A 23,648-nucleotide genomic window follows, 5' to 3' on the forward strand; every position below is an offset into this window, starting at 1 on the left:
CCGCGCGCCGCGCGCCCGGGGTCCCCCCGCCCGCCGGCACCCCTGCGGCCCGCCGGGGCCCGCGACAGGACCGGACCCGCCGACAAGCCGGCCACCGTACGGCGTGCGCAGCACAGCGCACCACCGCACGGCGACCGGCCCGGACCGCTAGCGCGAAGACGCCAGCTCGTCGGCGTCGTACACCTTCACCTCGGACCCGCCCCGCGAAGCCTTCCGCGGACCGCGGCGCAGCCGCTCCTTGGTCCGCTCCAGCATCACGTACAGCGTCGGCACCAGCACCAGCGTCAGCAGCGTCGACGACAGCAACCCGCCGATCACCACGATCGCCAGCGGCTGGGAGATGAACCCGCCCGACCCGGTCAGCCCCAGCGCCATCGGGACCAGCGCGAAGATCGTCGCCACCGCGGTCATCAGGATCGGCCGCAGCCGCCTGCGACCACCCTCGACCACCGCCTCCACGATGCCCATCCCCTGCTCCCGGTACTGGTTGATCAGGTCGATCAGCACGATCGCGTTCGTCACCACGATGCCGATCAGCATCAGCATGCCGATCAACGCCGGCACGCCCAGCGGAGTGCCCGTGGCCAGCAGCAGCCCGATCGCACCCGTCGCCGCGAACGGCACCGACACCAGCAGGATCAGCGGCTGCACGAAACTCCGGAACGTCGCCACCATGATCATGAAGACGATCGCGATCGCCGCCAGCATCGCCAGCCCCAGCTGACCGAACGCCTCCTCCTGATCCGCGCTCACCCCGCCGATCTCGTACGAGGCCCCCTCCGGCAGCGACAATCCCTCCAGCCGCGTCGTCAGCGACGCCGTCACACCGCCCAGGTCACTGGCGGTCGCCGTACCCGACACCGTCGCACTGCGCTCGCCGTCGATCCGGGTCACCTGCGGAGGACCTTCGACCTTCTCCACCGCGGCCACCTCCGACAGCTCCACCATCCCCGCGGCCGTCGGCAGCTCCAGCTTCCGGATCGCCTCCACGTCCTCGGGCGCGTCACCGGTGCGCAGAATCAGATCCTCCGCCCGCCCGTCCAGCGTCACCTGGCCCAGCGGAGCGCCGCGGAACCGCTGCGCCAGCAGCTGGCCGACCGACGACTCCGACAGCCCCCTGGCCGCCGCCTTCTCCCGGTCCACCCGGACCTCGACCCGCTCCGCGCTCGCCGCCAGGTTGGACGACACGTCCCGCAGCCCCTCCAGAGAGGCCATCGCGCCGCGCACCGTCTCCGCGGCCGCCTCCAGCGTCTCGATGTCCGGCGCCTGCACGATGACCTGGACCTGGTTGGCCGAACCGCCCATGCCGCCGCCCTGGCCGCCGCCCACGGTGATCTCACCGACGCCGTCCAGGCCCTTCAGCCGCTCACGCAGCGTCTCCTCCAGCGCCGGCGTGTCCGTGCCCTCGGCCACCGTCACCGAGTACGACGCGCTGTCACCGCCGCCGCCCATCGCCCGCATGAACCCGCCACCGGAACCCACGTTCACCTGATAGGACTGCACTCCCTGATCCTCCAGGCCGGCGAGCACCTCCTCGACCTTCCTGGCCGCCGCGTCCGTGGTCGCCAGATCCGTGCCCACCGGCATCTTCTGGCTGATCGAGACCGTGTCCTGCCCGGAGGAGTCCAGGAAGTTCGTCTCCAGCCGCCCGGCCAGGCCCATCGTCGCCACGAAGACCACCACACCCACCAGGACCGTCACCAGCCGCCGCCGCGTCGCGAACCGCAGCACCGGCAGATACGCCCGCTGCAGCGGACTGCGCAGCTCCTTGGCCTCGGCCTCCTCCCGGACCGCCCGCGCCTCCTCCGCACCCAGCACCGGAGCCTTCAGGAACCAGTACGCCAGCACCGGGATCACCGTCAGCGACACCAGCAGCGACGCCAGCAGCGCCACCGTCACAGTGATCGCGAACGGCGCGAACAGCTGCCCCACCATGCCGCCGACCACCGCGATCGGCGCGAACACCGCCACCGTCGTCAGCGTCGAGGCCGTCACCGCCCCGCTCACCTCGCGCACACCCGCCAGCACCGCGTCGCGCTTGGCCTCGCCGTACTCCAGATGCCGCTTGATGTTCTCCAGCACCACGATCGAGTCGTCCACCACCCGGCCCACCGCAATGGTCAGCGCACCCAGCGTCAGCATGTTCAGCGAGTAGTCGCCCAGCCACAGCGCGATCAGCGCGATCACCACCGACAGCGGGATCGACACCGCCGTCACCAGCGTGGAACGCACCGACAGCAGGAACACCAGGATCACCAGCACCGCGAACGCCAGCCCCAGCAGGCCCTCGGTCGTCAGATCCTCGATCGACCGCTCCACGTACGGCGCCTGGTCGAAGATGACCGTCACCTCCGCCGCGTCGCCGATCGCCCGGACGATCTCCGGGATCCGCTTCGCCACCTCATGGGAGATCGCCACCGCGTTGCCGTCCGGCGCCATCGTCACCGACACGCCCAGGCTCGGCTCGCCGTTCGTCCGGGTCAGCGACGTGGCCGCCGCCGGCTCCCGCTCGATGTCGGCGACGTCGGCGAGCCTGACCGGCTTGGGCGCCTTCGGCGCCGCCGCGGGACGCGCCCGCCCCCCGGCGCCGGGCACCTGACGGCCCTGCTGCGCGGTCTGCTGCTGGGCCTGCGGAACCTGCGCCGCCGGAGCGGCCGGCGTCAGATAGAGGTCCTCCAGCTCCTTCAGAGAATCGATCCGGTCGCCCACCTGCACGGTCAGCGACCTGTTCTCCTCGGTCAGGGCACCCGCCGGAACCGGCTGGCCGTTGGCCCGCAGCACCTCGGCGACCGCGGTCGGCTGCAGGCCGAGCAGCGCGAGCTTCCTCAGGTCAGGAGTGATCACCACGGTCTCGTCGCGTACGCCGGTCACCGCCACGTCGCGCACGCCCTCGATGCCCCGCAGCTCCGGAACCATGATCCGCTCGAGCTTGTCGGCCATCGCCCGGCCGTCGCCGCCGTCCTCCACCGCCAGCACCAGCACCGGGATGTCGTCGGTGCCGCCCGTCATCACCTGCGGGTCGGTCCCCTCCGGCAGCGCGGCCTCGATCCTGGCCACCGACTGCTGCATCTTGGCGACCGCGTCGTCGATGTCCGTGCCGTACTCGAACGCCACCTGGACCTGGGACAGACCCTCCCGGGAGGTGGAGGTCACCTCGGTGACCCCCGCGATGCCCTGGAAGCTGTCCTCGATCGGCTTGGTCACCTGCTCCTCGACGATCTCGGGAGAGGCGCCCTGGTAGGCGGTCACCACGAACGCCCCCGGGAACGAGAGCGAGGGCAGCAGCTGCTGTTTCAGCGACGGGATCGCGAAGGCGCCGAACGCGCTCACCACGACCGCGATCATTATGACGAGGCTGCGGTTGGCGAGGCTCAACCTGGCCAGGGCTGTCATAAGAGGGGGCTCCTAGAGGACGTCAGAATAATGTTGCCGCCAGACTAACACTTCGCCTCGAACGAATATTTAACGGAGCCTCACGATCCTGATAACCTTCTCAGGAAACGAGAGGTGAGCGTGGACGACGAACGTGACCGGCTGATCGACCGCATCGGCGACATACAACGCGACCTGGGCCGCATCTTCGCCCAGAACCGCCAGTCCTCTCCCCTGTTCGACTCCAACCTGACCATGCGCCAGCTCAAGGTCGTCATGCTCCTGGCCGCCCGCGGCTCGGCCTCCGGCCAGGAGCTCGCCCACCACCTCGGAGTCGGTCTCGGCACCGTCACCGGCCTCGTCGACCGCCTCGTCGGCCACGGCCTCGCCGCCCGCCGCGAAGACCCCCACGACCGCCGCGTCCGCCGCGCCGAACTCACCCCGGCCGGCCACTCCCTGATGGAGCACATCTCCAACGCGGGCCTCGACGACTTCCGGCGCCTGCTCGTGCACCTCGACACCCAGACCCTCCACGACCTGTGCTCCGTCATGGACCGGATCCAGGCCGTCGCCGCCGCGCTCCAGGAAGAAGATCCTCCCACCAGAAAGGTAGGATGATAGGTTTTCTGTCCATGTCCGGCTACCTCGATACCCTCTTCTCCCTCACCGGCAGAACCGCCCTCGTCACCGGCGGCAGCTCCGGCATCGGCTACGCCATCGCCGAAGCCCTCGGCCGCGCAGGCGCCGACCTCGTCATCGCCGCCCGACGCCCCGAACCCCTCGCCGCAGCCGTCACCCGCCTGCGCGCCCACGGCGTCAACGCCACCGCCATCAGCGCCGACCTCGCCGACCGCACCGACCTCACCCGCCTCTGCCGCGACGCCGCCACCCACCACGGCGACATCGACATCCTCGTCAACGACGCCGCCAACAACATCCGCCGCCCCATGGCCGAACTCACCACCGACGACTACGAGCAGACCATGGCCGTCAACATCACCGCCCCCTACCTCCTCGGCCAGCACTACGGCCCCCGCATGGCCGCCCGCGGATGGGGACGCATCATCAACATCGGCTCCCAGCAGTCCATCCGCGCCTTCGGCGACAGCGGCGCCTACGGCATCGCCAAAGCCGCCCTCACCGGCCTGACCCGCTCCCAGGCCGAAGCCTGGTCCCGCCACGGCGTCACCAGCAACACGATCATCCCCGGCTTCGTCCTCACCCCCCTCACCCAGCCCGTCCAAGCCGTCCCCGGCCGCGTCGAAGCCCTCGCCGCCCGCTCCATGACCGGCCGCAACGGCCTGCCCACCGACTTCGCCGGCCTCGCCGTCCTCCTCGCCGGCCCCGCCGGCGCCTACATCACCGGCCAGGCCCTCTGCGTCGACGGCGGCTTCTCCGTCCACTGACACCGGGCACGACCCGCCCGCCACACCCGCACACCGACCCGAGAGGCCAATGAGCACCACACCCCGGCAGGCCGCCAACGCCCGCCGCGCCGTCTCCTACTTCTTCATCGTCCTCGGCACCGTCTCCGGCGCCTGGGCCGCCCGCATCCCCGCCGTCAAAACCGACCTCGGCCTCAGCGACGGCCAGCTCAGTTACGGCCTGCTCGCCATCGCCGTCGGCCTCGTCGTCGGCATGCGCTTCGCCGGACGCCTCACCGACCACTTCGGCAGCGCCCGCGTCATCGTCCCCGCCGCCATCGGCACCGCCCTCACCATCATCCCCCCCGGCTACGCCCCCACCCTCCCCGCCCTCATCGCCTCCCTCTTCCTGTACGGCCTCGTCAACGCCTCCCTCGACGTCTCCATGAACGCCCACGGCGTCGAGGTCGAACGCGCCTACGGCCGCCCGATCATGTCGTCCTTCCACGGCATGTTCAGCATCGGCGGACTCCTCGGCGCGGGCATCGGCGGGCTCTTCGCCCTCCTCGGCCTCGGTGCGGGCGCCACCCTCGCCGCCACCGGCATCCCCCTCGCGCTCATCTCCCTGTACGCCGGCCGCCACCTCCTGCCCGCCGACCGCCACCCCTCCGCCCGGCAGAAGCAGGAGAGCGCAGGACCCGCCCGCTGGACCGGCTGGATCGTCCTCATGGGTGTCGTCGCCTTCGCCGGACTCGTCGGAGAGGGCGCCGCCGTCGACTGGACCTCCGTCTACCTCTTCGAGGACCTCCACGCCTCCGAGACCGTCGCCGCCCTCGGCTTCGCCGTCTTCTCCATCGCCATGACCGTCGGCCGCTTCGCCGGAGACCACCTCGCGCTCAAGCACGGCCCCGTCCGCCTCGTCCGCGTCTCCGGGGTCATCGCCGCACTCGGTCTCGGCGCCGCCCTGCTCATCGGCAGCGTCCCGGTCGCCATCGTCGGCTTCGCCCTGTTCGGCCTCGGCTTGGCCACCATCGTCCCCCAGGTCTTCTCCGCGGCCGGCAACCACGACCCCGCCCGGGCCGGGCAGGCGATCGCCCAGGTCGCCACCGTCGGCTACACCGGGCTCGTCGCCGGGCCCGCCATCATCGGCGGCGTCTCCGAACTCACCGACCTGCCCACTGCGCTGGCCATCCCCGCCGTCCTGGCGGCGTTCATGGCGGCCTCCGCCGGCGCCCTGCGCCCCCGCGCGCCCCGCGACGCCGGGGACACGGCGGCGGTACGTCCTGAACCCTGAGACCGGGCCGGCAGAGAGGCCCTTTTCTTTTGTGGCTTTGTGTTTTTTGAGCAGTCGGACATTTCTGAAATATCCGACTGTCTTTACTATGTAGATTAATATCTAGCGGCGCCGTACCTCGCGAAAGCCCCGGCCCTCATGCCGCATCTGGATGACCAGGTGCTCCCCGTCCTTGAACTGAGCCTCCGTCCCGCTGATGCGGGGTGACCCGTCCCTGCGGAGCGTCGCCATCGTCTTGTGCCGGTGCGCGTCCAGCAGCTCGCGCACCCTGCCCGCCAACTCGGGCACTTCCTTCTCGATCTCCTGCCACGAAGCCATGGCCGACATCGTGCACCCGGCCACCGACAATCCGGCCGCACCCGCGTCGACCTGCTCAGCTCGCGGGATCGACCAGCCCTGTCCGGTAAGCGATGACGACCAGCTGCGCGCGCTCAGCTTCGCCATCGCCCGGCTGACATGGGTGCGCGCGGTGGCCGGGCTGAGAGACAACTCGGCACCGATCTCGTGGTTGCTCAGGCCCCGCCCCACCAGGGCCAGCAGTTCGCGCTCGCGCCCGGTCAGCACCGCGAGCCGGTCCTCCCCGGCCCGGGCGGCCGTCCGCCGCGCGGTGAACTGGCCGATGAGGCGCCGGGTGATCCGCGGCGCGAGCAGCGCCTCTCCCGCGGCGACCACCCGCACGGCATGCAGGAGCTCGGCCGGCCCGGCGTCTTTGAGCAGGAATCCGCTGGCACCGGCCTGCAAGGCGTCGAAGACGTACTCGCCGGTGTCGTAGGTGGTGAGGATGAGAACCCGGACCTGCTCCAGCCCGCGCGTTCCGGCGATCTCGGCGGTGGCCCGGATCCCGTCCACCCTGGGCATGCGGATGTCCATGAGGACGACGTCGGGACGCGTGGCACGGGCCCGCTCGACGGCTTCGGCGCCGTCGGCGGCTTCTCCCACCACGGTGATGTCGTCCTCGAGGTCGAGCAGAACCTTGAACCCGGATCGCACGAGACCCTCGTCATCGGCGAGCAGCACCTTGATGGGAGCGCCGGTCAGCGGTGAGGCGGCTGCCGCGTTCACAGACGCGACCCGGTCGGCGCGACGGGCAGCCGTGCCCTGACTTCGAACCCGCCACCCGGAACCGGCCCGGCGTGGAGTTCTCCGCCCAGCAGCCGGCAACGCTCGCGCATGCCGACGATCCCGCGGCCGGGCCCGGCCGAGCCACCCGTATCCTCCGGATGCCGGACGGACAGGTGCGGATCCGCGGACTCTTGATCTGGGGCGGCACGGCGGCCCTCATCGGTCACACGGACCTCCAAGTCCTCGATCCCGGGGCTCAGCACTATCGTCACCCGGGTGGGGCCGGCGTGACGGACCACATTGGTGATCGATTCCTGGACGATCCGGTAGACGGCGCTTCCCACCGCGCCGGGCAACGGCGCCGCGGGCGAGGTCTCCTCGAGCTCGATGTCGAGTCCCGCCTCGCGCGCCTTGGCGGCCAGTTCGCCGAGCTGCCCCAGCCCTGGGTACGGCGCCCGCCCCTCGTCGTCACCGTCGCCGTCACGGAGCACCCCGAGGACGGCCCGCATCTCCCGCAGTGCCCGGGAACTGGTCTGCTCGATGGCGCGCAGCGCTTCGCGTGCCGTTTCCGGCCGCTTGTCGAGCACGTGCGCGGTGACACCGGACTGGACGTTGATGATCGCCATGGCGTGCGCGACGGTGTCGTGGACCTCACGGGCGATCCGGAGCCGTTCGGCGTCCACCCGCGCCCGCGCCTCCTCCTCACGCGTCCGCTCGGCAGCATCGGCGCGCTCCTGGGCTTCGGCCGCGATGACCTGCCGGGTCCGGACGGACTCGCCGAGGGCCGCGCTCATGACCGACACACCGATCCGGAAGTACACCCAGCCGATGGCGGCGCGTGGTTCGATGTCGGCCGCGGCGACCAGCCAGCCGACGGCGAGCACCGAGGTGCCCACGCCGCCGATCACCAGCGACCGGCGTCCGTCACCGTAGGCGGCGACGGTGTAAAGGGCGGCGAAGAGCCCGAGCCAGCCGGACCCGTCCGGGAAGTCGAGGGTGTAGTACACCAGGCTGGTGAGCGCGGCGGTGACGAACACCGGCACCGGCCGCCGGCCACCGGCGGCGGACGGCGACGACCGCGCCGCCCGCGATCAGCAGGACGTACCCCAGGTTGCCGAGGTGGATGAGGGGACGCTGCACCACCTCGCCGGCATTGCGGACCACCGTGCCCTGCACCTGCATCACGGTGATGAAGAGCGCGAGCAACGCGTCCTGTGCCGGCACCGGCAGCCGCAACGGCACCATGCGGTGTTCCATGCCGCGATCCTATGATCGCCGCCCGCGCCAGCAGTCCGCCCGGACGCGCGGCCGCCTACGACGACGGGCGTACCGGGCCACGGGCCGGCTACGCGGAACCGCGTAGACGCCGCCGTCCGCTGCCGGAGGCCGCCGCCGCAGCCGCCCCACTCGGAATCGCGGGGCTCGCCGCACCGGCGGCCGCGCACGTCCTGGCCCAGCCCGTCGGGGCTTACACCTTGACCACCGGGCGTCTCTGGTCCGCGGTGGCCGCGCTACTGGGCCTGGCCGGCGTCGTCGTCGGCGGGCTGCCTCTGGCCCGCTCCGTCGGCCGTACCGGCACCGGCAGGAGGGGAGGCATCGCGGCCCTGATCACGGGGCTGGCCTGCACGGTCGTCGGCGGGCTGGTCGTGGCCGCCGCCGAGGGCGGTCCCAGCACCGGCTACGGAATAGTCGGGGGCTACGTGGACCTGGTGGTCGGGCCGATCGCCGTGGCCCTCGGCGGGCTGGCCCTGGTCCGCTCCCGCCGCGCCGCCTGACCCCGGCGCCCGTGCCGTTCTTCGGCGGCACCTCCTGGTCCGTGCTCGATCTCGGATGTGCCCAGGAGACCCGCCGCGGCGCGTCACCGATCCGACGGCCCGGCCGGCGTACGGGTGGGCCGCTCGGTGTACCGCTCGATCTGCGGGACGTCCGCCACGCAGATCCGGCCGGCCACCGGCGTCGTCACGAGTCCGTCGTGCTTCCCGTGCGTTGTGTCCGGCTCCGGAGCCGGACACAACGCAAGCCGGGGCCCGCGGCCTTTCGGCTGCGGACCCCGGCTCGGCTGCGCTGAGGGTCAGGCGGGAACGATGTTCTCGGCCTGCGGGCCCTTCTGGCCCTGGGTGACGTCGAACGACACCTTCTGGCCTTCCTGGAGCTCGCGGTAACCCTGGGCGGCGATGTTCGAGTAGTGGGCGAAGACGTCGGCGCCGCCGCCGTCCTGCTCGATGAAGCCGAAGCCCTTTTCCGAGTTGAACCACTTCACGGTGCCAGTAGCCATGTCTATCTCCTTCGATAGGGGCAGAGCCGGAACCCGCACTGCACGGATCCCGCGTCGCCGAGATGAGCCCATCCGGAGGTGACCGGCAAACAAAAATGCACCTGAAGATTACATATCGTCAGGTGCACACAAAGTTTCATGGGTACCACAACTGCAACTGCATCCAGCTTAGCGTCCCCTGCATCGGAAGGCAAACCCGGACTCCGGCGCCCCGACCGGCCCGGAGCGTGGAGTGTCGTCGGCCGCAGCCGCAGACCGGCGACACCGTACCGTCAGCCCTCCGCATGCGCGGGACCGCCGGCCGGAGGCAGGCCGTACAGGACGGTGAGCGCGGCGGCCGTCTCGGCCATCGCCGCGCGCAGCTCGGGCGGCTCCAGCACTTCGACGTCGGTCCCCAGGCGCAGCAGCAGCCACCGGGCGTGCCGGATCGACTCGACCGGCAGGCGCAGCACCCTCCAGCCGCGCTCGTCGGGCGGCCCGGCGCAGGCGAGCGCGGCGTCGGCGGGGTCCTCCCCTACCGTGTAGCGCAGCAGGCCCTCCAGCCCCGGGGCCAGCCGGATCAGCGCGTGAGCGGTGTACATGCGCTCGCGGAAATCCACGGTGTAACGCGCCCAGAAGTCCGCGAGGTCGAACCCCTCGGGCCGTTCGAAGCACCCGTCGAGCACCTCTGCGGCCACGATCCGCGCCACCTTGTAGGTGCGCGGCGACTCCTCCCCCGGCGACGCCACCATGTACCACGACCCGCCCTTCAGCACGAGGCCGTACGGATGGACCAGGCGCTCCACGTCCTGCGGACCCCAGCGGCGGTAGGTCATCCGCACCGGGCGCTGCTCCCACACCGCCCTGGCGACCTCGCCCAGGAACGGCGCCTCCTCCGCGCTGCGGTACCACCCCGGAACGTCGAGGTGGAAGCGCTCACGCATCCGGGTGGCGTGGGAACGCGGTCCCGGCGGCAGCGCGGCCAGCAGCTTCAGCTCCGCGGCGGCGGCCACCTCGCCCAGCCCCAGCTCGGCCGCAGGCCCGGGCAGCGCCGCCAGGAACATCGAGGAGGCCTCCTCGGCCGTCAGCCCGTTCAGGCGGGTGCGGTAGCCGTCCAGGAGCCGGTAGCCCCCGGCGGGTCCGCGGTCGGCGTACACCGGCACCCCGGCCGACGACAGCGCCTCCACGTCCCGGTAGACCGTCCGGATCGAGACCTCCAGTTCCTCGGAGAGCTCGGCGGCCGTCATCCGTCCCCGCGTCTGCAGCAGGAGGAGGAGGGACAGGAGACGACTCGCACGCATGCGCCCATTCTCCCCGGTTGCCGTCCGAACATCGACTGTGTTCAAATGAACGCATGGAAAGTGCCGATCGCATCCACGCCATCATGACCGCCCTGCGGGCCTGTGACTCCGTCTCCGTCGCCGAGCTCGCGCTCGAGCACGCGGTCTCCGAGATGACCATCCGGCGCGACCTCGACGAGCTCGCCCAGCAGGGTGTGGTCAGGCGGGTGCGCGGAGGTGCGGTCAGTCTCCTGCTGCGCGGGGAGGAGTCCCCCTTCGCGGTCCGCGAGCGTGAGGCGGCGGAGGTCAAACGGCGCATCGCCGCCGAGGTGGCGTCACTGCTCTCCGACGGGGAGGCCGTCCTGCTGGACTCCGGCACCACCGCCCTGGAGATCGCCCGCACGATCCGCGATCGCCGGATGACCGTCCTGCCGCTCTCCCTTCAGTCGGCCCACGAGCTCGGTACGGCACCGCGGATCCGCCTCGTCCTCCCCGGCGGCGAGGTCCGACCCGGCGAGCTCGACCTCACCGGTCCCCTCACCGAGGGCGCCATCCGCTCCCTGCGCTTCGACACGGCGGTCATCGGCTGCTGCGGCCTGTCCGCCGAGCACGGCCTGACCGCCTACGACCTGTCGGAGGTCGCCGTCAAGCAGGCCGCGATCGCCTCCGCCCGGCGCGTCGTCGTGGCCACCGACTCGAGCAAGTTCACCCGCACCGCCTTCGGCGCCGTCTGCCCCCTGGACCGCCTCGACCTGGTCGTCACCGACGACGCGATCCCCCCGTCCGAGCACGACGCACTCACCGCCGCCGGTGTCACCGTCCGCACTGTCTGATCCTGCAGCCGCGATACAAGCGCACCGACGCCCCTGGAGCCCTCATGACCCTCCTGCATGACGACCGGACCGCCCTGCGGCGCGGCCAGGTCGCCGTCTACCTGCTGTTCCTGCTCTCCGGCATGGCGATCGGCACCTGGACGGCCCGCATCCCGGCCATCAGAAACGACCTCGGTCTCGGCGACGGCCAGCTCAGCCTCGGCCTGCTCGGCATCGCGGCCGGGGCGATCACCGGCATGCAGGTGGTGGGCCGGCTGGTCGACCACTTCGGCAGCGTCAAGGTGATGCTGCCGATGGCCTTCGCGCAGAGCGTCGCCCTGATCCTGCCGGCCCTGGCCCCGAACCTGGCCGCCCTCACCCTCGCCCTGTTCGTCTTCGGCGCGGTCCACGGCACCCTCGACGTCGCGATGAACGCCAACGCCGTCGAGATCGAGCGCGCCGCCGGCCGGTCCATCATGTCCTCCTTCCACGCCGTGTTCAGCATCGGCGGTTTCCTCGGCGCGGCCGTCGGCGGTCTCCTCGCTGCCGCCGCCCTCTCCCCCGCCCTCACCTTCCTCACCGTGGCCATCGCCATCGCGGGCCTGGCGCTCTGGGCCTCCCGCTGGGCGCTCACGGTGGACGGTGGACCCGCAGCCGCGGGCACGGACACCGGCCCGGGCCGCGCGGGCCGCGGCGTGCTCCTGCTGGGCGTGCTCGCCTTCTGCTGCATGATCGGGGAAGGCGCCGCCGCCGACTGGAGCTCGGTCTACCTGCACGAGCTCAGCGGCTCCGACGGCCTCGCCGCGGCCGCCTACGCGGCTTTCTCCGTCATGATGACCGCCGGACGCCTCGCCGGGGACCGCCTCGCCGCCGTGCTCGGCCCGGTCGTCCTGGTCCGCGGCTGCGGCCTCCTGGCCGCAGCCGGCCTCGGCACCGCTCTGTTGGTGAACCTGCCGATGGCCGGAGTGATCGGTTTCGCCTGTTTCGGCGCGGGCCTGTCCTGCATCGTCCCTCAGGTCTTCTCGGCGGCGGGCCGCCATGATCCGGTCCACGCGGGCCGCTCGCTGGCGCGGGTGGCGAGTCTCGGTTACGCCGGTTTCCTCACCGGCCCGGTGCTGATCGGCGGGGCGGCGGAGGTCTTCGGTCTCTCGCGTGCGCTGGCCGTTCCCGTTCTGTTGGCGTTCTTCGTGGCTCTGGCCGCTTCAGTTGTACAAACCATTCCCTTTACAAAGTAGATCATTCAATTCGCCACACCACCGTCTCGGGAGCGGGTTCAGGCGGGGTCCGGGCCGACGCGGGATACCGGCCGGCCTCCACGGCCGCCGGTGGCGGTGCGATGCGCCGGCGGTGTCCGGCAGCGCGCCGGACACCGCCTGAACCCGTTCCCGGCCTCCTCCGATCAGGCGGCTAGGAACCGGTCGTAGCCGAGTTTCGCGACCATCGCGGCAACCACGCACAGCAGGACGATCCGCACGAACTTCGCTCCCCTGCGCAGCGCCATCCGTGCGCCGAGCTGGGCTCCGGCGATGTTGCACGCGGCCATCGCCAGGCCGAGGAGCCACAGCACCTCCCCCTGGAACCCGAAGACCAGCAGCGCCCCCACGTTCGTGCAGAAGTTGATGATCTTCGAGTGGGCCGAGCCGTCCACGAAGTCCATGCCGAGGATCACCGTGAAGGCGATGATCAGGAAAGTGCCCGTGCCCGGGCCGATGATGCCGTCGTAGAAGGCGATGCCCACCCCGGTGACACCGATAGCCGTCAGCGTCCGGGCCCGGGTGCCCAGTTGGGGCTGGGGGCGGGTGCCGAGGGCTGGCCGGAAGGTGACGAACATCGCCACCGCCACCAGGACGACCATCACCAGCGGGATCAGCGCCTCCTTCGAGATCAGCGTCACAGCCGAGGCGCCGAGCCCGGACAGGAGCACCGCGGCCAGCCCGGCGGGGACCGCCACCCGCTTGTCGATCTTCGTGGTGAGGGCGTAGGTGACGGCCGCCGAGGCCGTACCGAAGACGGAGGAGAACTTGTTGGTGGCCATCGCCTGGATCGGCGGCACCCCCGCCACCAGCAGAGCGGGGAGCTGCACCAGGCCTCCCCCGCCGACCACGGCGTCGATCCAGCCCGCCCCGGCAGCGGCCACCATCAGCAGCACGACCTGCCATATGTCCATACATATCCCCCGAAATCACATATCCGCCGGCCAGAGCGTACCGACCGCTTCCCCAGGGGCAGGACGGCGGCTCAGACTGCGGACGACCCGGGGGCTCCCCGTCCGGGCGGCAGGGAGGAGCGTGAGGTAGCGTTCACTTCCGCTCAGCGGAAGTGAACGGGTGGATCCCCGCGACGGGTCCCGCCGTGAGACCACGGGGAGGGCGCGGTGCCCGGTGGCGCACGCCAGGCCGGGCGGTCGGTCACCTCTCGCGTCCTGGCCGTTCTCGGCGCCTTCGACGCTGAGCATCCCCGGCTCACCCTGACCGAGATCGCCCGGCGCAGCGGAATGGCTCTGAGCACCGTCCACCGGCTGGTCGGCGAGCTGGAGGCCTGGCAGGCGCTCACCCGCGCCCCGGACGGGCGCTTCCACGTGGGCCTGCGGCTGTGGGAGCTCGGGCAGCTCGCCCCCGGCCCCCTCCAGCAGGTCGCGCGCCCCTGGTTGCAGGAGCTGTTCGGCAGCACCGGCGAGAACGTCCACCTGGCCGTCCGCGACGGCTTCGAGGTCCTCTACGTGGACAAGGTGCACGGCAGGCGGGCGGTGCCGATCGTCTCGCGCGTCGGCGGACGCCTGCCCATGCACCCCACCGGCGTCGGCAAGGCGCTGCTCGCCTTCGAACCGGACCGGGTCGTCGCCTCCTATCTATCGCGCCCCCTGGAGAGGCCCACCCCGCACACCATCACCGAGCCCGGGCGCCTGGCCCGCGAACTGCGCCAGGTGCGCGAGCGCGGCTACGCGGTCACCCACGAGGAGATGACGCTCGGCTCGTGCTCTGCGGCCGCCCCCGTGCTGGTGGACGGCAGGCCCGTGGCGGCCGTCGGGATCGTCGTCTCCTCCCGCCGCGCCCGGGAGATGCAACGCCTGGTCGAGCCGATCCTGGTCGTCGCCGGGCACATCTCCGACGCCTACCGGACCGCTCTGGCTGCTCCGCAGCCGCCGCAGTGAGCGACCGCCACGCTGAGCGGCCGTCGCACTGAGCGGCCGTCGCACTGAGCGGCCGTCGATCGGCGGAGGAGCCTGAGGGGTATACCGAGGGACACTGAGGGACACTGGCGGACATCAGGTGACATCGAGGGACGGGGGCGGGACCTTGAGCGACGCGGACACCACCGGCCCGAACCGGCGACCGGCCGGGTCCGGCCGGTGTCCAGGCCGCTCCCGCGTGGCAGGGCTCAGCCGGTGCGGAGCCACACGGCGGTGTCGGCGGGCAGCCGGTCGCCGTCGAGCGGGCCGCTGGACAGCAGCACGGCCCCGTGCGGCGGGAGCCGTACCGGGTCGGGGCCCAGGTTGACCACGCAGGCCAGGCCGGACTCGCGGGTGAAGGCGAGCACGTCCGCACCGGCCTCCAGCCAGCGCAGCACGCCGTCGCCGAGCTCGGCGCGGCGGATGCGCAGCGCCCGCCGGTAGAGGTTGAGCATGGAGCCGGGGTCGGCGGCCTGCGCCTCGGCCGTCAGGTCCTTCCAGGAGGCCGGCTGGGGCAGCCACGGCTCCCCCGTGCCGAACCCGAACGGCGGCTCCTGCCCCGACCAGGGCAGCGGCACCCGGCAGCCGTCCCGGCCGGGGACCGTGCGCCCCGATCGGGTCCAGATGGGGTCCTGGCGCAGCTCGCCGGGGATGTCATCGACCTCGGGCAGGCCGAGCTCCTCCCCCTGGTAGACGTAGGCGCTGCCGGGCAGTGCCAGCGCGAGCAGCGCCGCGGCCCTGGCCCTGCGCTCCCCCAGCACCGCATCGGACGGGGCGCCGTCGCGGCGGTCGGCGTGCGAGAAGGAGGTGACCCGCCGGCCGTACCTCGTCACCGGGCGGGGCACGTCGTGGTTGGACAGCACCCAGGTCGGCGGGGCGCCGATCGGCACGTGGGTGGCCAGGGTCAGCTCGATCGAGGCCCGCAGCTCCCGGGCGTCCCAGGCCCGCCCCAGGAAGTCGAAGTTGAACGCGGTGTGCATCTCGTCGGGACGCAGGTAGCGCGCGAACCGCTCCTGGTCGGGCAGCCACACCTCGCCGATCAGGATCCGGCCCTCGTAGGAGTCGGTGATGCGCCGCCAGCCCCGGTAGATCTCGTGCACGCCGTCGAGGTCGCCGTCGGCGCCGGTGGGGCTGTCGAAGTCCTTGACGATCAGTGCGGCCGAGTCGATCCGGATGCCGTCCACACCCCGGTCGAGCCAGAAGCGCAGCACGTCGTGGAACTCCGCCACGACCTCGGGGGCGTCCCAGTTGAAGTCGGGCTGTCCCGGGTCGAACAGGTGCAGGTACCACTGGCCGTCGGCGACCCGCGTCCAGGCGGGCCCGCCGAAGATGGACCGCCAGTCGTTGGGCGGCAGGCCGCCCCGGCCGTCCCTGAACCAGAACCGTTCCCGCTCCGGCGAGCCGGGCCCGGCCGCCAGCGCCCGGACGAACCACTCCTGCTCCACCGAGCCGTGGTTGGGCACGATGTCGATGATCGTCCGGATGCCGAGGGAGTGGGCCTCCTCGATGAGCTTCTCCGCCTCGGCGAGGGTGCCGAAGACGGGGTCGATGTCGCGGTAGTCGGCTACGTCGTAGCCGCCGTCGGCCATCGGCGAGGGGTACCAGGGGTTGAGCCAGATCGCGTCGGCGCCGAGCTCCGCCAGGTACGGCAGACGGGCCCGCAGGCCGGCCAGGTCGCCGATCCCGTCGCCGTTGCCGTCGGCGAAGCTGCGCAGGTAGACCTGGTAGATCGCGGCGCCCCGCCACCACGCTCCCTCCTCCGTCCCCCTCTGCGGGGCCGTCCCGGCCGACGTGGCGGGGGCCGGGGTCGTCCCCGGAATGGCACTGCCGGACATGCTGCAGCAACTCCTTGTGGTCGTGGTCGTGGGCGGGTGGCGGGTGGCGGAGCTCAGCCCTTGAGGCCGCCGGCGGTCAGGCCGGCCATGATCTGCCGCTGGAAGACGAAGAAGACGACGATGGTCGGGATGCTGGCTATCACCAGGGAGGCGATGAGCACGTTCTGCGGCATCTGCGCCGACAGCGAGGCGATGCCGATGCTCACCGACATCTTCTCGTTGTCCGGTAGCACGAGCAGCGGCCAGACGAAGTCCCGCCAGACGTTCACCACGGTGAGGATGGACACGACGCCGAGGATCGGCCGGGAGACCGGCATCACGATCGACCAGAGGATCCGCCCCGGGGAGGCCCCGTCGATCTCGGCGGCCTCGAGCAGTTCCCCGGGGATCGAGTCGAAGAAGCGCTTGAGCAGGAAGATGTTGAACCCGTTGGCCGCGGCCGGCAGCCAGATCGCCCACGGGGTGTTCAGCAGGTCCCAGCCGAGGATCGGCAGGTCCTTCACCGTCAGGTAGGCGGGGAGCATGATGACCATCGGCGGGATCATGAGCGTGGCCAGCATCAGGCCCAGGACGAGCCTGCCGAGCACGGGCCGCAGCTTGGACAGCGCGTAGGCCGCCGTGACGTCGATCGCGAGCGTGAACAGCCAGGCTCCGCCGGCGTACAGGGCGGTGTTGCCGAGCAGCAGGCCCAGGTCCAGCAGTTCCCACGCCTCCAGGTACGCCTCCAGGGTGAACCGGGGCGGCAGGAGGCTCGGCGGGATCCGCAGGAGGTCCTCGGTCGACTTCATCGCGCCGGTGACCATCCAGTACAACGGGAAGACGAAGACCGCGGTGAAGCCCGTCACCACCGTGACCAGCACGGTCCAGTAGACGGTCCTGCCCCTGCGGGAGTTGAGCTGGTGCGGTGAGACCGCCGTGCGGAACTCCGTCGGGATGGGTCTGCGGGGTCGCGAGGCCCTCCCCTGCTTCCGGGGGCGGCGGCCGGGATCGGCGGGGGCGCCGGGGGGACGCCCCGGGGCGGTGGTGAGTTCGGTCATCTCGGCGCCTCCTCCTTGGTGTCGTCGCGCGAGAGGCGCAGGTAGAGGGCGGAGAACACCATCAGGACGAGCATGAGCATCACGCCCAGCGCGTTGCCGCCGTTGACGTTGCCGAAGTTGAACGCGTACTGGTACATGAGGTACACGACGCTGACGGTCGAGTTCTCCGGGCCTCCGCCGGTGAGCAGGTAGGGCTCGATGAAGACCTGCATGGTCGCGACGATCTGCAGCAGCAGCATCACCAGCAGGATCAGCCTGGTCTGCGGGATCGTGACGTGCCGGATCCGCTTGAGGAGCCCGGCCCCGTCCAGTTCCGCCGCCTCGTACAGCTCGCTCGGGACCGTCTGCAGCGCGGCGAGGTAGATCAGCGTGCCGCTGCCGAGGTTCATCCAGGTGGAGACGACGACCAGCGAGATCAGCGCGGTGTCGGAGGAGTTCAGCCAGTCCAGCGGGGGCAGGTGCAGGAAGCCCAGGATCTGGTTGAACAGGCCGGCCTCCGGGTCGTAGAACCACTGGAACAGCAGCACCCCGACCGCCGGCGGGAGCATCACCGGCAGGTAGACGACGAATCTCAGGTAGGCCCGCGCGTGGCGCAGCTCGTTCAGGACGATCGCGACGACGAACGGGATGCCGTAGCCGCAGACGAGCGCCAGCAGGGTGAACAGCGCGGTGTTCTTCCAGGCGGGCCCGAAGGCGGCGTCCTCGAACACCGTGACGAAGTTCTCCAGCCCGACCCAGACGGGCGGGTCGACGAAGTTCGTCCGCTGGAAGCTGAGCACGACCTCCCACACCATGGGGTACCAGGAGAAGAACGCGAAACAGATCAGCGCCCCGCACAGGAAACCGTAGGCGGTCAGGTTGCGCTTGACGTCGCGCCGCCGCCTGGTGGGGGGCCGCCCTCGCGCGCCCCGCATGCTCACTGTGGTCATCGATACAGGTCTTTCGGTCTCGGCGTGACGGGCGGGGTGCCGACCGGCCCGGCGGACCGGCCGGCGTCCCGGAGGCGTGGACGGCGGGTCAGCCCTTCTTCGCCAGCAGGGCGTCGACCTTCGCCTCCGCGTCGGCCAGGAGCCGCTCGACGTCGGCGCCCTTCCTGGTGAGCACCGCCGACATCGGCGTGTCGAGGATGGCGTAGATCTCCTGGGCGTACGGGCCCGGCTCCGGCTTGGCCGGCAGCCCCTTGGAGCCCTCGACCCACTGGGCGTACTGCGCGGGATCGACCGTGGCGTGCTGCTTGCGCGCGTCCAGGACCTGCGTGCCGGTCGCGCTGCCGGCCTTCCACAGATCCGGGTACGGCTGGCCGACCGGGTAGTCCTGGGACCTGGCCCGCTCGTAGTCGAGCTGGCCCTTGCCCGGGGTCAGGTACTGGAACTCGATCCACTTCAGGCCCGCCCGGATCTGCTCGGGCGTCGCCTTAGGGTTGATCATGAAACCCTTGCCGCCGTTGAGCAGGGCCTTCGCCTCAGGCTGGGCGGCCACCGCGTAGTCCTCGAACCTCGCCTGGAAGTCGTTCCTGAGCGGCACCAGGACGTCGGGGGCGCCGAGCATCATGCCCATCCTGCCGCCGGCCATGGCCTTCATCAGGTCCTCCCACTTGATGAAGAGCCTGCTGCCCATGCTGTCGTCGGCCCAGCGCATCTGCTTGAGGTTCTCCAGGACGGCCCTGCCCTCGGGGGTGTTGAAGGCCGCCTTCCTCCCGTCGGGGGTGATCACGTCCCCGCCGTGCCCGTAGATCGACGCGGTGAAGTGCCAGCCTCCGGTGTTGCCGCCGCTGTACTCGCCGAAGCCGACGTAGCCGGGGCCGAGGGCGGCGATCCGCTTGGCCGCCGCCTGCACCTCCGCCCAGGTCCTGGGCGGATTGTTCGGGTCCAGGCCGGCCTGCGTGAACAGCTTTCGGTTGTAGACCAGGCCCATGCCGTAGCCGTCGGTCGGCACGCCGTAGACCTTGCCGTCCTTCTTGAAGATCTCCGTGGAGCCGTTGAGGTCGCCGTACGTCTTGACGGTGTCCAGGTACGGCGTGATGTCGGCGGCCTGGCCGGACTCCATGAGGCGGCCCACGTTGGGGAAGTTCGCGTAGAAGACGGTCTCGAGCCGGCCGCCGGCCAGCTTGGCCTCGAACGTCCTGGGCTCGTAGCAGGGGAAGGCGTCCGAAGCCTTCTCGATCTTGATGTCCGGGTTGAGCTTCTGGAACTCCGCCATGTCGTCCTCGAAGTTCTGCCGTTCCGCCTTGTTGGTCTTCGGCGGCACGCAGTTGATCGAGATCGACACCGGGGCGTTCCCGGCGGCCGTGGCTCCGGTGCCCTGCGTCGGCCGGGCGGACTCGTCGGAACCGCACGCGGCGGCCGAGAGGCCGAGCCCGGCCACGAGCAGCGCGCCCATGGTCTCGCGGTAGCCGGATCTCCTCATCGCGCTGACCCTTCTGACGGGGGAACGGAGCCGCTCGCGGTGCCCGTCCCGGCCTGGACGGAACGGCGCCGTGAGCGGTCGGCCGTCCCTTGGTGTGGCCCACACGATAAGCATCGTCAACACATGTCCGCAATATTTAAGCAGAAGACTGCAAGATAACGACTGGGCTACGTGAATCCTGGAGGAGCATGCAGCAGGGGTGGAACGGGATACCGTTCCACCCCTGTGAGCAGCCGCTCGCTCCCCAGCCGTCGGCCTTCTCCGCCGAACCCCGCCGCCCTCCCCTGCCGGGCCTCCTTCCGCGGGCCTCAGCCTCCCGTCCCGGCCCGCGCCGTCGAGGCGCGTACGACCAGTTCCGGTTCGAACAACAGCTCGTCGGCGGGCACCACGGCCTTGTCGATCTGGGCGACCAGCAGTTCCACGGCCGCGCGGCCCATCGCGTCGATGGGCTGGCGTACCGTGGTCAGCGGCGGGTCGGTGCAGTTCATCATCGCCGAGTCGTCGTAGCCGATCACCGAGACGTCCCGGGGCACCGACAACCCCGCGCGGCGCACGGCCCTGATCACCCCGAGCGCCAGCACGTCGCTGGCGCAGACGATGCCGGTGACGCCCCTGCGCAGCAGGCGGGTCGCCGCCGCGTGCCCGCCCTCCAGCGAGAACATGGTGTGCTCCACCAGGTCGGAGTCCCCGCCGGCCGACGCCATGAAGATCTCCAGTTTGCGCCGGGAGGGCATGTGGTCCCGGGGACCGAGCACCAGGCCGACGCGCTCGTGCCCGAGCGCCCGCAGGTGGCCCAGGGACATCTCCGCGGCCACCACGTCGTCGGAGGAGACCTGGGGGAAGCCCAGGTGCTCCACCGCCGCGTTGACCAGGACCGTGGGCAGGCCCCGCTCGTGGATCAGCCGGTAGTGCTCGTGGGAGGCGTCGGCCTGGGCGTAGAGGCCGCCGGCGAAGACCACCCCCGACACCTGCTGCTGGAGCAGCAGGTCGACGTAGTCGGCCTCGGAGACCCCGCCCACCGTCCGGGTGCACAGCACCGAGGTGAACCCCTGCTGCGCCAGCGCGCCGCCCACGACCTCGGCGAAGGCGGGGAAGATGGGGTTCTGCAACTCGGGCAGCACCAGCCCGACCAGACGGGCGCGGTCACCGCGCAGCTGGGTGGGGCGCTCGTATCCGAGCACGTCGAGGGCGGTGAGCACGGCCTCCCGGGTCGCCTCCGACACCCCGGGCTTGCCGTTGAGGACGCGGCTCACCGTCGCCTCGCTCACCCCGACCTTCTTCGCCACATGTGCAAGTCGTCGCGTCATGCCGCAAACTGTACGACATTTCACGCAAATATTTGCGTGGATTTGCGCCGCCCGACCGCCGACCGCTTGCGTACCGGTCCTGCACGGTCCCGGCCTCTTGCACACCGATCCCGGGCGGTCCCCCGGCGGGCGGCGGACCGCCCGCCGTACCGCGCCCGCTCCCGCGACGCGCCGCCTCAGCCCTCGCCGGAGGATCTGAGCAGCGACTCGCGCCGGGCCTCGAGCTCGTTGATCAGGTTCTCCTGCTCGTCGGCCAAGTTGATCATCTGCGCCCGCTCGTTGGCGTCCGTGGCGCCCAGCCCGCCGACCTGGTCGCGCATGGCCGCGACCTCCGCGCGCAGCCGCGCCAGCTCCTCGTCGAGCCTGCGCAGTTCTTCCCCGTTGCTCATCCGCTGTCCATACCCAGGGATGTCCCGGGATCACGTGGGCAGGGCCGCTCCGCGGCGTGCCGCCCGCCTGCGGCACGGCGCCCCGCGCCGCCGGCCCGGAAGGAGGCGGCCGGACGGGCGCCGTTCGCAGTCCGCCCCCGGGCCTCAGATCCCGCCGCGGGGGTCCTCCGGGCCCTCCTCGCCCCCCGGCTCCCCCGGTCCCGTCCCGCTCTCCGACGGCGACGGGGAGGGCGACGGCCGTCCCGGCTCCGGAGTCGCCGGCACCGGTGGCGGCGTCGGCTCGAACCTCGTCGGCGGCAGCGGCGCGGGGAACCGCTCGACCTCGTCGTCCGGGCGGAACGACTGCCAGAGCATCGCGGCCAGCAGCACCAGCAGGACGGTCAGCACCGCCCCGGTCAGGACCACCGTCCTGAGGGTCTCCACCGCCGGCGGAGCCCCGCGGGAGGGCGGCGGCAGCGCGGGCGAGCGGTCGCCCACCCAGTGCGGCGCGAAGTCCGGGCCGTGCCGCTCACCGGTCAGCGTGCCGCGCACCAGCACCGGCTCCAGGAACCGCTCGGCCCCGGCCCGGTCCGGTTCGTACGGCGTGGCGACCCAGGGCGCGGCGCCGCCGTCCATGGCCAGCACCTGCGGGACCGCCTCGGCCACCGCCGTCCGGCCCCGCGCCGCCCTGGCCATCCAGCCCCGGACCCCGCGGCTGGCCGCCGCCTCGCGGATCGCCGTGACGAAGCGGTCCCTGGCCGCCGGGTCCTGCGCGGCGCCCCTGGTCAGCACCGCCAGCGAGACCGCCCGGCCGCCGGAGTCCTGCCCCAGGTAGACCAGCCCCGCCGGCCCGACCCGCAGGCGCGCCTGCAGGACGAACTGCCCGAGCCGGGGCGGGTCACCGTACTGGAGCGGACTGGCCACGCCTGCCATGAAAGCACACGGGAAAGCCGGCGGCGGCGATCACACCTCGCGCAGGTGGGTATCAACCGGAAATGCGCACCACTCCAGCCATGCGGCAGAGCCCTCTGTTTGGTGGAATGTCACCATGACCGTCGCCGAGGAAGTTCCCAGCGAGACCGACGCCGGACTGCTGCGCGAGGCCCTGACCGAGGTCCGGCGGGTCATCGTGGGTCAGGATCACATGGTGGAGCGGCTGCTCGTGGCGCTGCTGGCGCGCGGCCACTGCCTGCTGGAGGGGGTGCCCGGCGTCGCCAAGACCCTGGCCGCCTCCACGCTGGCCACCGTGGTGGGCGGCACCTTCGCCCGCATCCAGTTCACCCCCGACCTGGTGCCCAGCGACATCGTGGGCACCCGGGTCTACCACCCCTCCCGCGAGGCCTTCGACGTCGAGCTCGGTCCGGTCTTCGTCAACTTCCTGCTCGCCGACGAGGTCAACCGCGCCCCGGCCAAGGTGCAGTCGGCCCTGCTGGAGGTCATGGCCGAGCGCCAGGTCTCCCTGGCGGGGCGGACCCACCCGCTGCCCAGGCCGTTCGTCGTGCTCGCCACCCAGAACCCCATCGAGTCCGAGGGCGTCTACCCGCTCCCCGAGGTCCAGCGCGACCGCTTCCTCTTCAGGGTCCGGGTCGGCCACCCCAGCGCCCACGAGGAGCTCGAGATCCTGCACCGGATGAGCGTCACCCCGCCCACGCCCAGGGCGGTCCTCGACCCGGAGCGGCTGTCCGCCCTGCAGAGCCTCGCCGACCAGGTCTCGGTGCACCAGCTGGTCGCCGACTACGTCGTCCGGCTGGTCATGGCCACCCGCTCGCCCGCCGAGTACGGCCTGGCCGGACTGGAGGAGAACATCGAGATCGGCGTCAGCCCGCGCGCCACGCTCGGCCTGGTCGCCGCCGGCCGCGGCCTGGCCCTGCTGCGCGGCCGCGACTACCTGCTCCCCGACGACATCCGGGACGTGGCCGTGGACGTGATGTCGCACCGGCTGATGCTCACCTTCGACGCGCTCGCCGACGGGATCGACCCCGACGACGTGGTCCGGCAGATCCTCGCCGCCGTGCCCCCGCCGCTGGTGGTCTGGAACCAGGGCCCCCGATGACCCCGGCCCCCGAGCCGCGACGCTCCCGCGTCGCC

The 23,648-nt window shown here is 71.7% G+C and carries 22 protein-coding genes and 1 pseudogene; 9 read left to right on the forward strand and 14 right to left on the reverse strand.

Annotated features, from left to right (window positions below):
• Positions 1-147: 147 nt before the first annotated feature.
• A complete protein-coding gene (locus IEZ07_RS20145; RefSeq protein ID WP_191896150.1) occupies positions 148-3,393 on the reverse strand; it encodes an efflux RND transporter permease subunit in 3,246 nt (1,081 codons plus the stop codon).
• A 120-nt stretch (positions 3,394-3,513) separates the two neighbouring features.
• Between IEZ07_RS20145 and IEZ07_RS20150 the strand changes: the two genes are divergently transcribed.
• The 3 genes from IEZ07_RS20150 to IEZ07_RS20160 are packed head-to-tail and all read left to right on the forward strand — an operon-like array spanning position 3,514 to position 6,030.
• Complete coding sequence (locus IEZ07_RS20150; protein WP_301549329.1) at positions 3,514-3,990, forward strand: MarR family winged helix-turn-helix transcriptional regulator; 477 nt, start codon at positions 3,514-3,516, stop codon at positions 3,988-3,990.
• The gene (locus IEZ07_RS20155; RefSeq protein WP_239320249.1) at positions 3,987-4,778 is read left to right on the forward strand and encodes an SDR family NAD(P)-dependent oxidoreductase; all 792 of its coding nucleotides are present in this window, start codon (positions 3,987-3,989) and stop codon (positions 4,776-4,778) included. Before IEZ07_RS20150 ends, IEZ07_RS20155 begins: the two co-directional genes overlap by 4 nt.
• 49 nt (positions 4,779-4,827) lie before the next feature.
• Complete coding sequence (locus IEZ07_RS20160; protein WP_191896152.1) at positions 4,828-6,030, forward strand: MFS transporter; 1,203 nt, start codon at positions 4,828-4,830, stop codon at positions 6,028-6,030.
• Between the two features lie 102 nt (positions 6,031-6,132).
• On the opposite strand, the gene IEZ07_RS20165 is transcribed toward IEZ07_RS20160, so the two are convergent.
• From IEZ07_RS20165 to IEZ07_RS20175, 3 genes and pseudogenes are all read right to left on the reverse strand, one after another.
• Positions 6,133-6,348, reverse strand: a complete 216-nt coding sequence (locus tag IEZ07_RS20165) for a hypothetical protein (protein WP_191896153.1) — start codon at positions 6,346-6,348, stop codon at positions 6,133-6,135.
• A gap of 55 nt (positions 6,349-6,403) precedes the next feature.
• A pseudogene (locus IEZ07_RS20170) lies at positions 6,404-7,068 on the reverse strand (response regulator).
• Between the two features lie 20 nt (positions 7,069-7,088).
• Positions 7,089-8,129, reverse strand: coding sequence for a sensor histidine kinase (locus IEZ07_RS20175; protein WP_301549330.1), 1,041 nt, complete (start codon positions 8,127-8,129; stop codon positions 7,089-7,091).
• Here IEZ07_RS20175 and IEZ07_RS35810 point away from each other — a divergent pair.
• Both IEZ07_RS35810 and IEZ07_RS20180 read left to right on the forward strand, forming a co-directional pair.
• Positions 8,107-8,364, forward strand: a complete 258-nt coding sequence (locus IEZ07_RS35810) for a hypothetical protein (RefSeq protein ID WP_204054458.1) — start codon at positions 8,107-8,109, stop codon at positions 8,362-8,364. The two genes, IEZ07_RS20175 and IEZ07_RS35810, sit on opposite strands and share 23 nt — an antisense overlap.
• 203 nt (positions 8,365-8,567) lie before the next feature.
• Positions 8,568-8,867 carry a DUF6223 family protein gene (locus IEZ07_RS20180; RefSeq protein ID WP_239320245.1) on the forward strand — a complete coding sequence of 100 codons (300 nt, stop codon included), beginning with the start codon at positions 8,568-8,570 and terminating at the stop codon, positions 8,865-8,867.
• Between the two features lie 296 nt (positions 8,868-9,163).
• Here the strand turns inward: IEZ07_RS20180 and IEZ07_RS20185 are convergent, their stop codons facing one another.
• Together IEZ07_RS20185 and IEZ07_RS20190 are read right to left on the reverse strand one after the other, a co-directional pair.
• Positions 9,164-9,367: a cold-shock protein gene (locus IEZ07_RS20185; protein ID WP_068904148.1), complete on the reverse strand. Its 204-nt coding sequence runs from the start codon at positions 9,365-9,367 to the stop codon at positions 9,164-9,166.
• Between the two features lie 272 nt (positions 9,368-9,639).
• Entirely contained in the window at positions 9,640-10,647 is a 1,008-nt protein-coding gene (locus IEZ07_RS20190; protein ID WP_191896154.1) for a helix-turn-helix transcriptional regulator, read from the reverse strand.
• A 53-nt stretch (positions 10,648-10,700) separates the two neighbouring features.
• Here IEZ07_RS20190 and IEZ07_RS20195 point away from each other — a divergent pair, with 53 nt between their 5' ends.
• Both IEZ07_RS20195 and IEZ07_RS20200 read left to right on the forward strand, forming a co-directional pair.
• Positions 10,701-11,459, forward strand: a complete 759-nt coding sequence (locus IEZ07_RS20195; protein WP_191896155.1) for a DeoR/GlpR family DNA-binding transcription regulator — start codon at positions 10,701-10,703, stop codon at positions 11,457-11,459.
• Positions 11,460-11,503: 44 nt separating this feature from the next.
• Positions 11,504-12,673, forward strand: a complete 1,170-nt coding sequence (locus tag IEZ07_RS20200) for an MFS transporter (protein ID WP_191896156.1) — start codon at positions 11,504-11,506, stop codon at positions 12,671-12,673.
• Positions 12,674-12,837: 164 nt separating this feature from the next.
• Here IEZ07_RS20200 and IEZ07_RS20205 read toward each other — a convergent pair whose 3' ends face one another.
• Positions 12,838-13,605 (reverse strand): TSUP family transporter, encoded by a 768-nt coding sequence (locus IEZ07_RS20205; protein WP_191896157.1) that lies wholly within the window; start codon positions 13,603-13,605, stop codon positions 12,838-12,840.
• A gap of 207 nt (positions 13,606-13,812) precedes the next feature.
• On the opposite strand from IEZ07_RS20205, the gene IEZ07_RS20210 reads away from it, so the two are divergent.
• Positions 13,813-14,589 carry an IclR family transcriptional regulator gene (locus IEZ07_RS20210; protein ID WP_191896158.1) on the forward strand — a complete coding sequence of 259 codons (777 nt, stop codon included), beginning with the start codon at positions 13,813-13,815 and terminating at the stop codon, positions 14,587-14,589.
• 227 nt (positions 14,590-14,816) lie between these two features.
• Here the strand turns inward: IEZ07_RS20210 and IEZ07_RS20215 are convergent, their stop codons facing one another.
• The 7 genes from IEZ07_RS20215 to IEZ07_RS20245 form a co-directional block, all read right to left on the reverse strand.
• Positions 14,817-16,442 (reverse strand): glycoside hydrolase family 13 protein, encoded by a 1,626-nt coding sequence (locus tag IEZ07_RS20215; protein WP_191896159.1) that lies wholly within the window; start codon positions 16,440-16,442, stop codon positions 14,817-14,819.
• Between the two features lie 53 nt (positions 16,443-16,495).
• On the reverse strand, positions 16,496-17,479 hold the full coding sequence (locus IEZ07_RS20220; protein WP_191896160.1) for a carbohydrate ABC transporter permease: 984 nt from the start codon (positions 17,477-17,479) through the stop codon (positions 16,496-16,498).
• The gene (locus tag IEZ07_RS20225; RefSeq protein ID WP_191896161.1) at positions 17,476-18,408 is read right to left on the reverse strand and encodes a carbohydrate ABC transporter permease; all 933 of its coding nucleotides are present in this window, start codon (positions 18,406-18,408) and stop codon (positions 17,476-17,478) included. The genes IEZ07_RS20220 and IEZ07_RS20225 overlap by 4 nt, the downstream gene beginning before the upstream one ends.
• Before the next feature lie 88 nt (positions 18,409-18,496).
• Positions 18,497-19,885 carry an ABC transporter substrate-binding protein gene (locus IEZ07_RS20230; RefSeq protein WP_191896162.1) on the reverse strand — a complete coding sequence of 463 codons (1,389 nt, stop codon included), beginning with the start codon at positions 19,883-19,885 and terminating at the stop codon, positions 18,497-18,499.
• A gap of 308 nt (positions 19,886-20,193) precedes the next feature.
• Entirely contained in the window at positions 20,194-21,192 is a 999-nt protein-coding gene (locus tag IEZ07_RS20235) for a LacI family DNA-binding transcriptional regulator (protein WP_191896163.1), read from the reverse strand.
• 176 nt (positions 21,193-21,368) lie between these two features.
• A complete protein-coding gene (locus tag IEZ07_RS20240) occupies positions 21,369-21,581 on the reverse strand; it encodes a hypothetical protein (protein WP_068904163.1) in 213 nt (70 codons plus the stop codon).
• Between the two features lie 144 nt (positions 21,582-21,725).
• On the reverse strand, positions 21,726-22,493 hold the full coding sequence (locus tag IEZ07_RS20245) for a hypothetical protein (protein WP_191896164.1): 768 nt from the start codon (positions 22,491-22,493) through the stop codon (positions 21,726-21,728).
• Between the two features lie 115 nt (positions 22,494-22,608).
• Here IEZ07_RS20245 and IEZ07_RS20250 point away from each other — a divergent pair, with 115 nt between their 5' ends.
• On the forward strand, positions 22,609-23,613 hold the full coding sequence (locus IEZ07_RS20250; RefSeq protein WP_191896165.1) for an AAA family ATPase: 1,005 nt from the start codon (positions 22,609-22,611) through the stop codon (positions 23,611-23,613).
• The last annotated feature ends 35 nt before the right edge of the window (positions 23,614-23,648 follow it).

The sequence above is a fragment of the Planomonospora parontospora genome (genome assembly GCA_014647935.1).
In the GTDB taxonomy this organism is placed as follows: domain Bacteria; phylum Actinomycetota; class Actinomycetes; order Streptosporangiales; family Streptosporangiaceae; genus Planomonospora; species Planomonospora parontospora.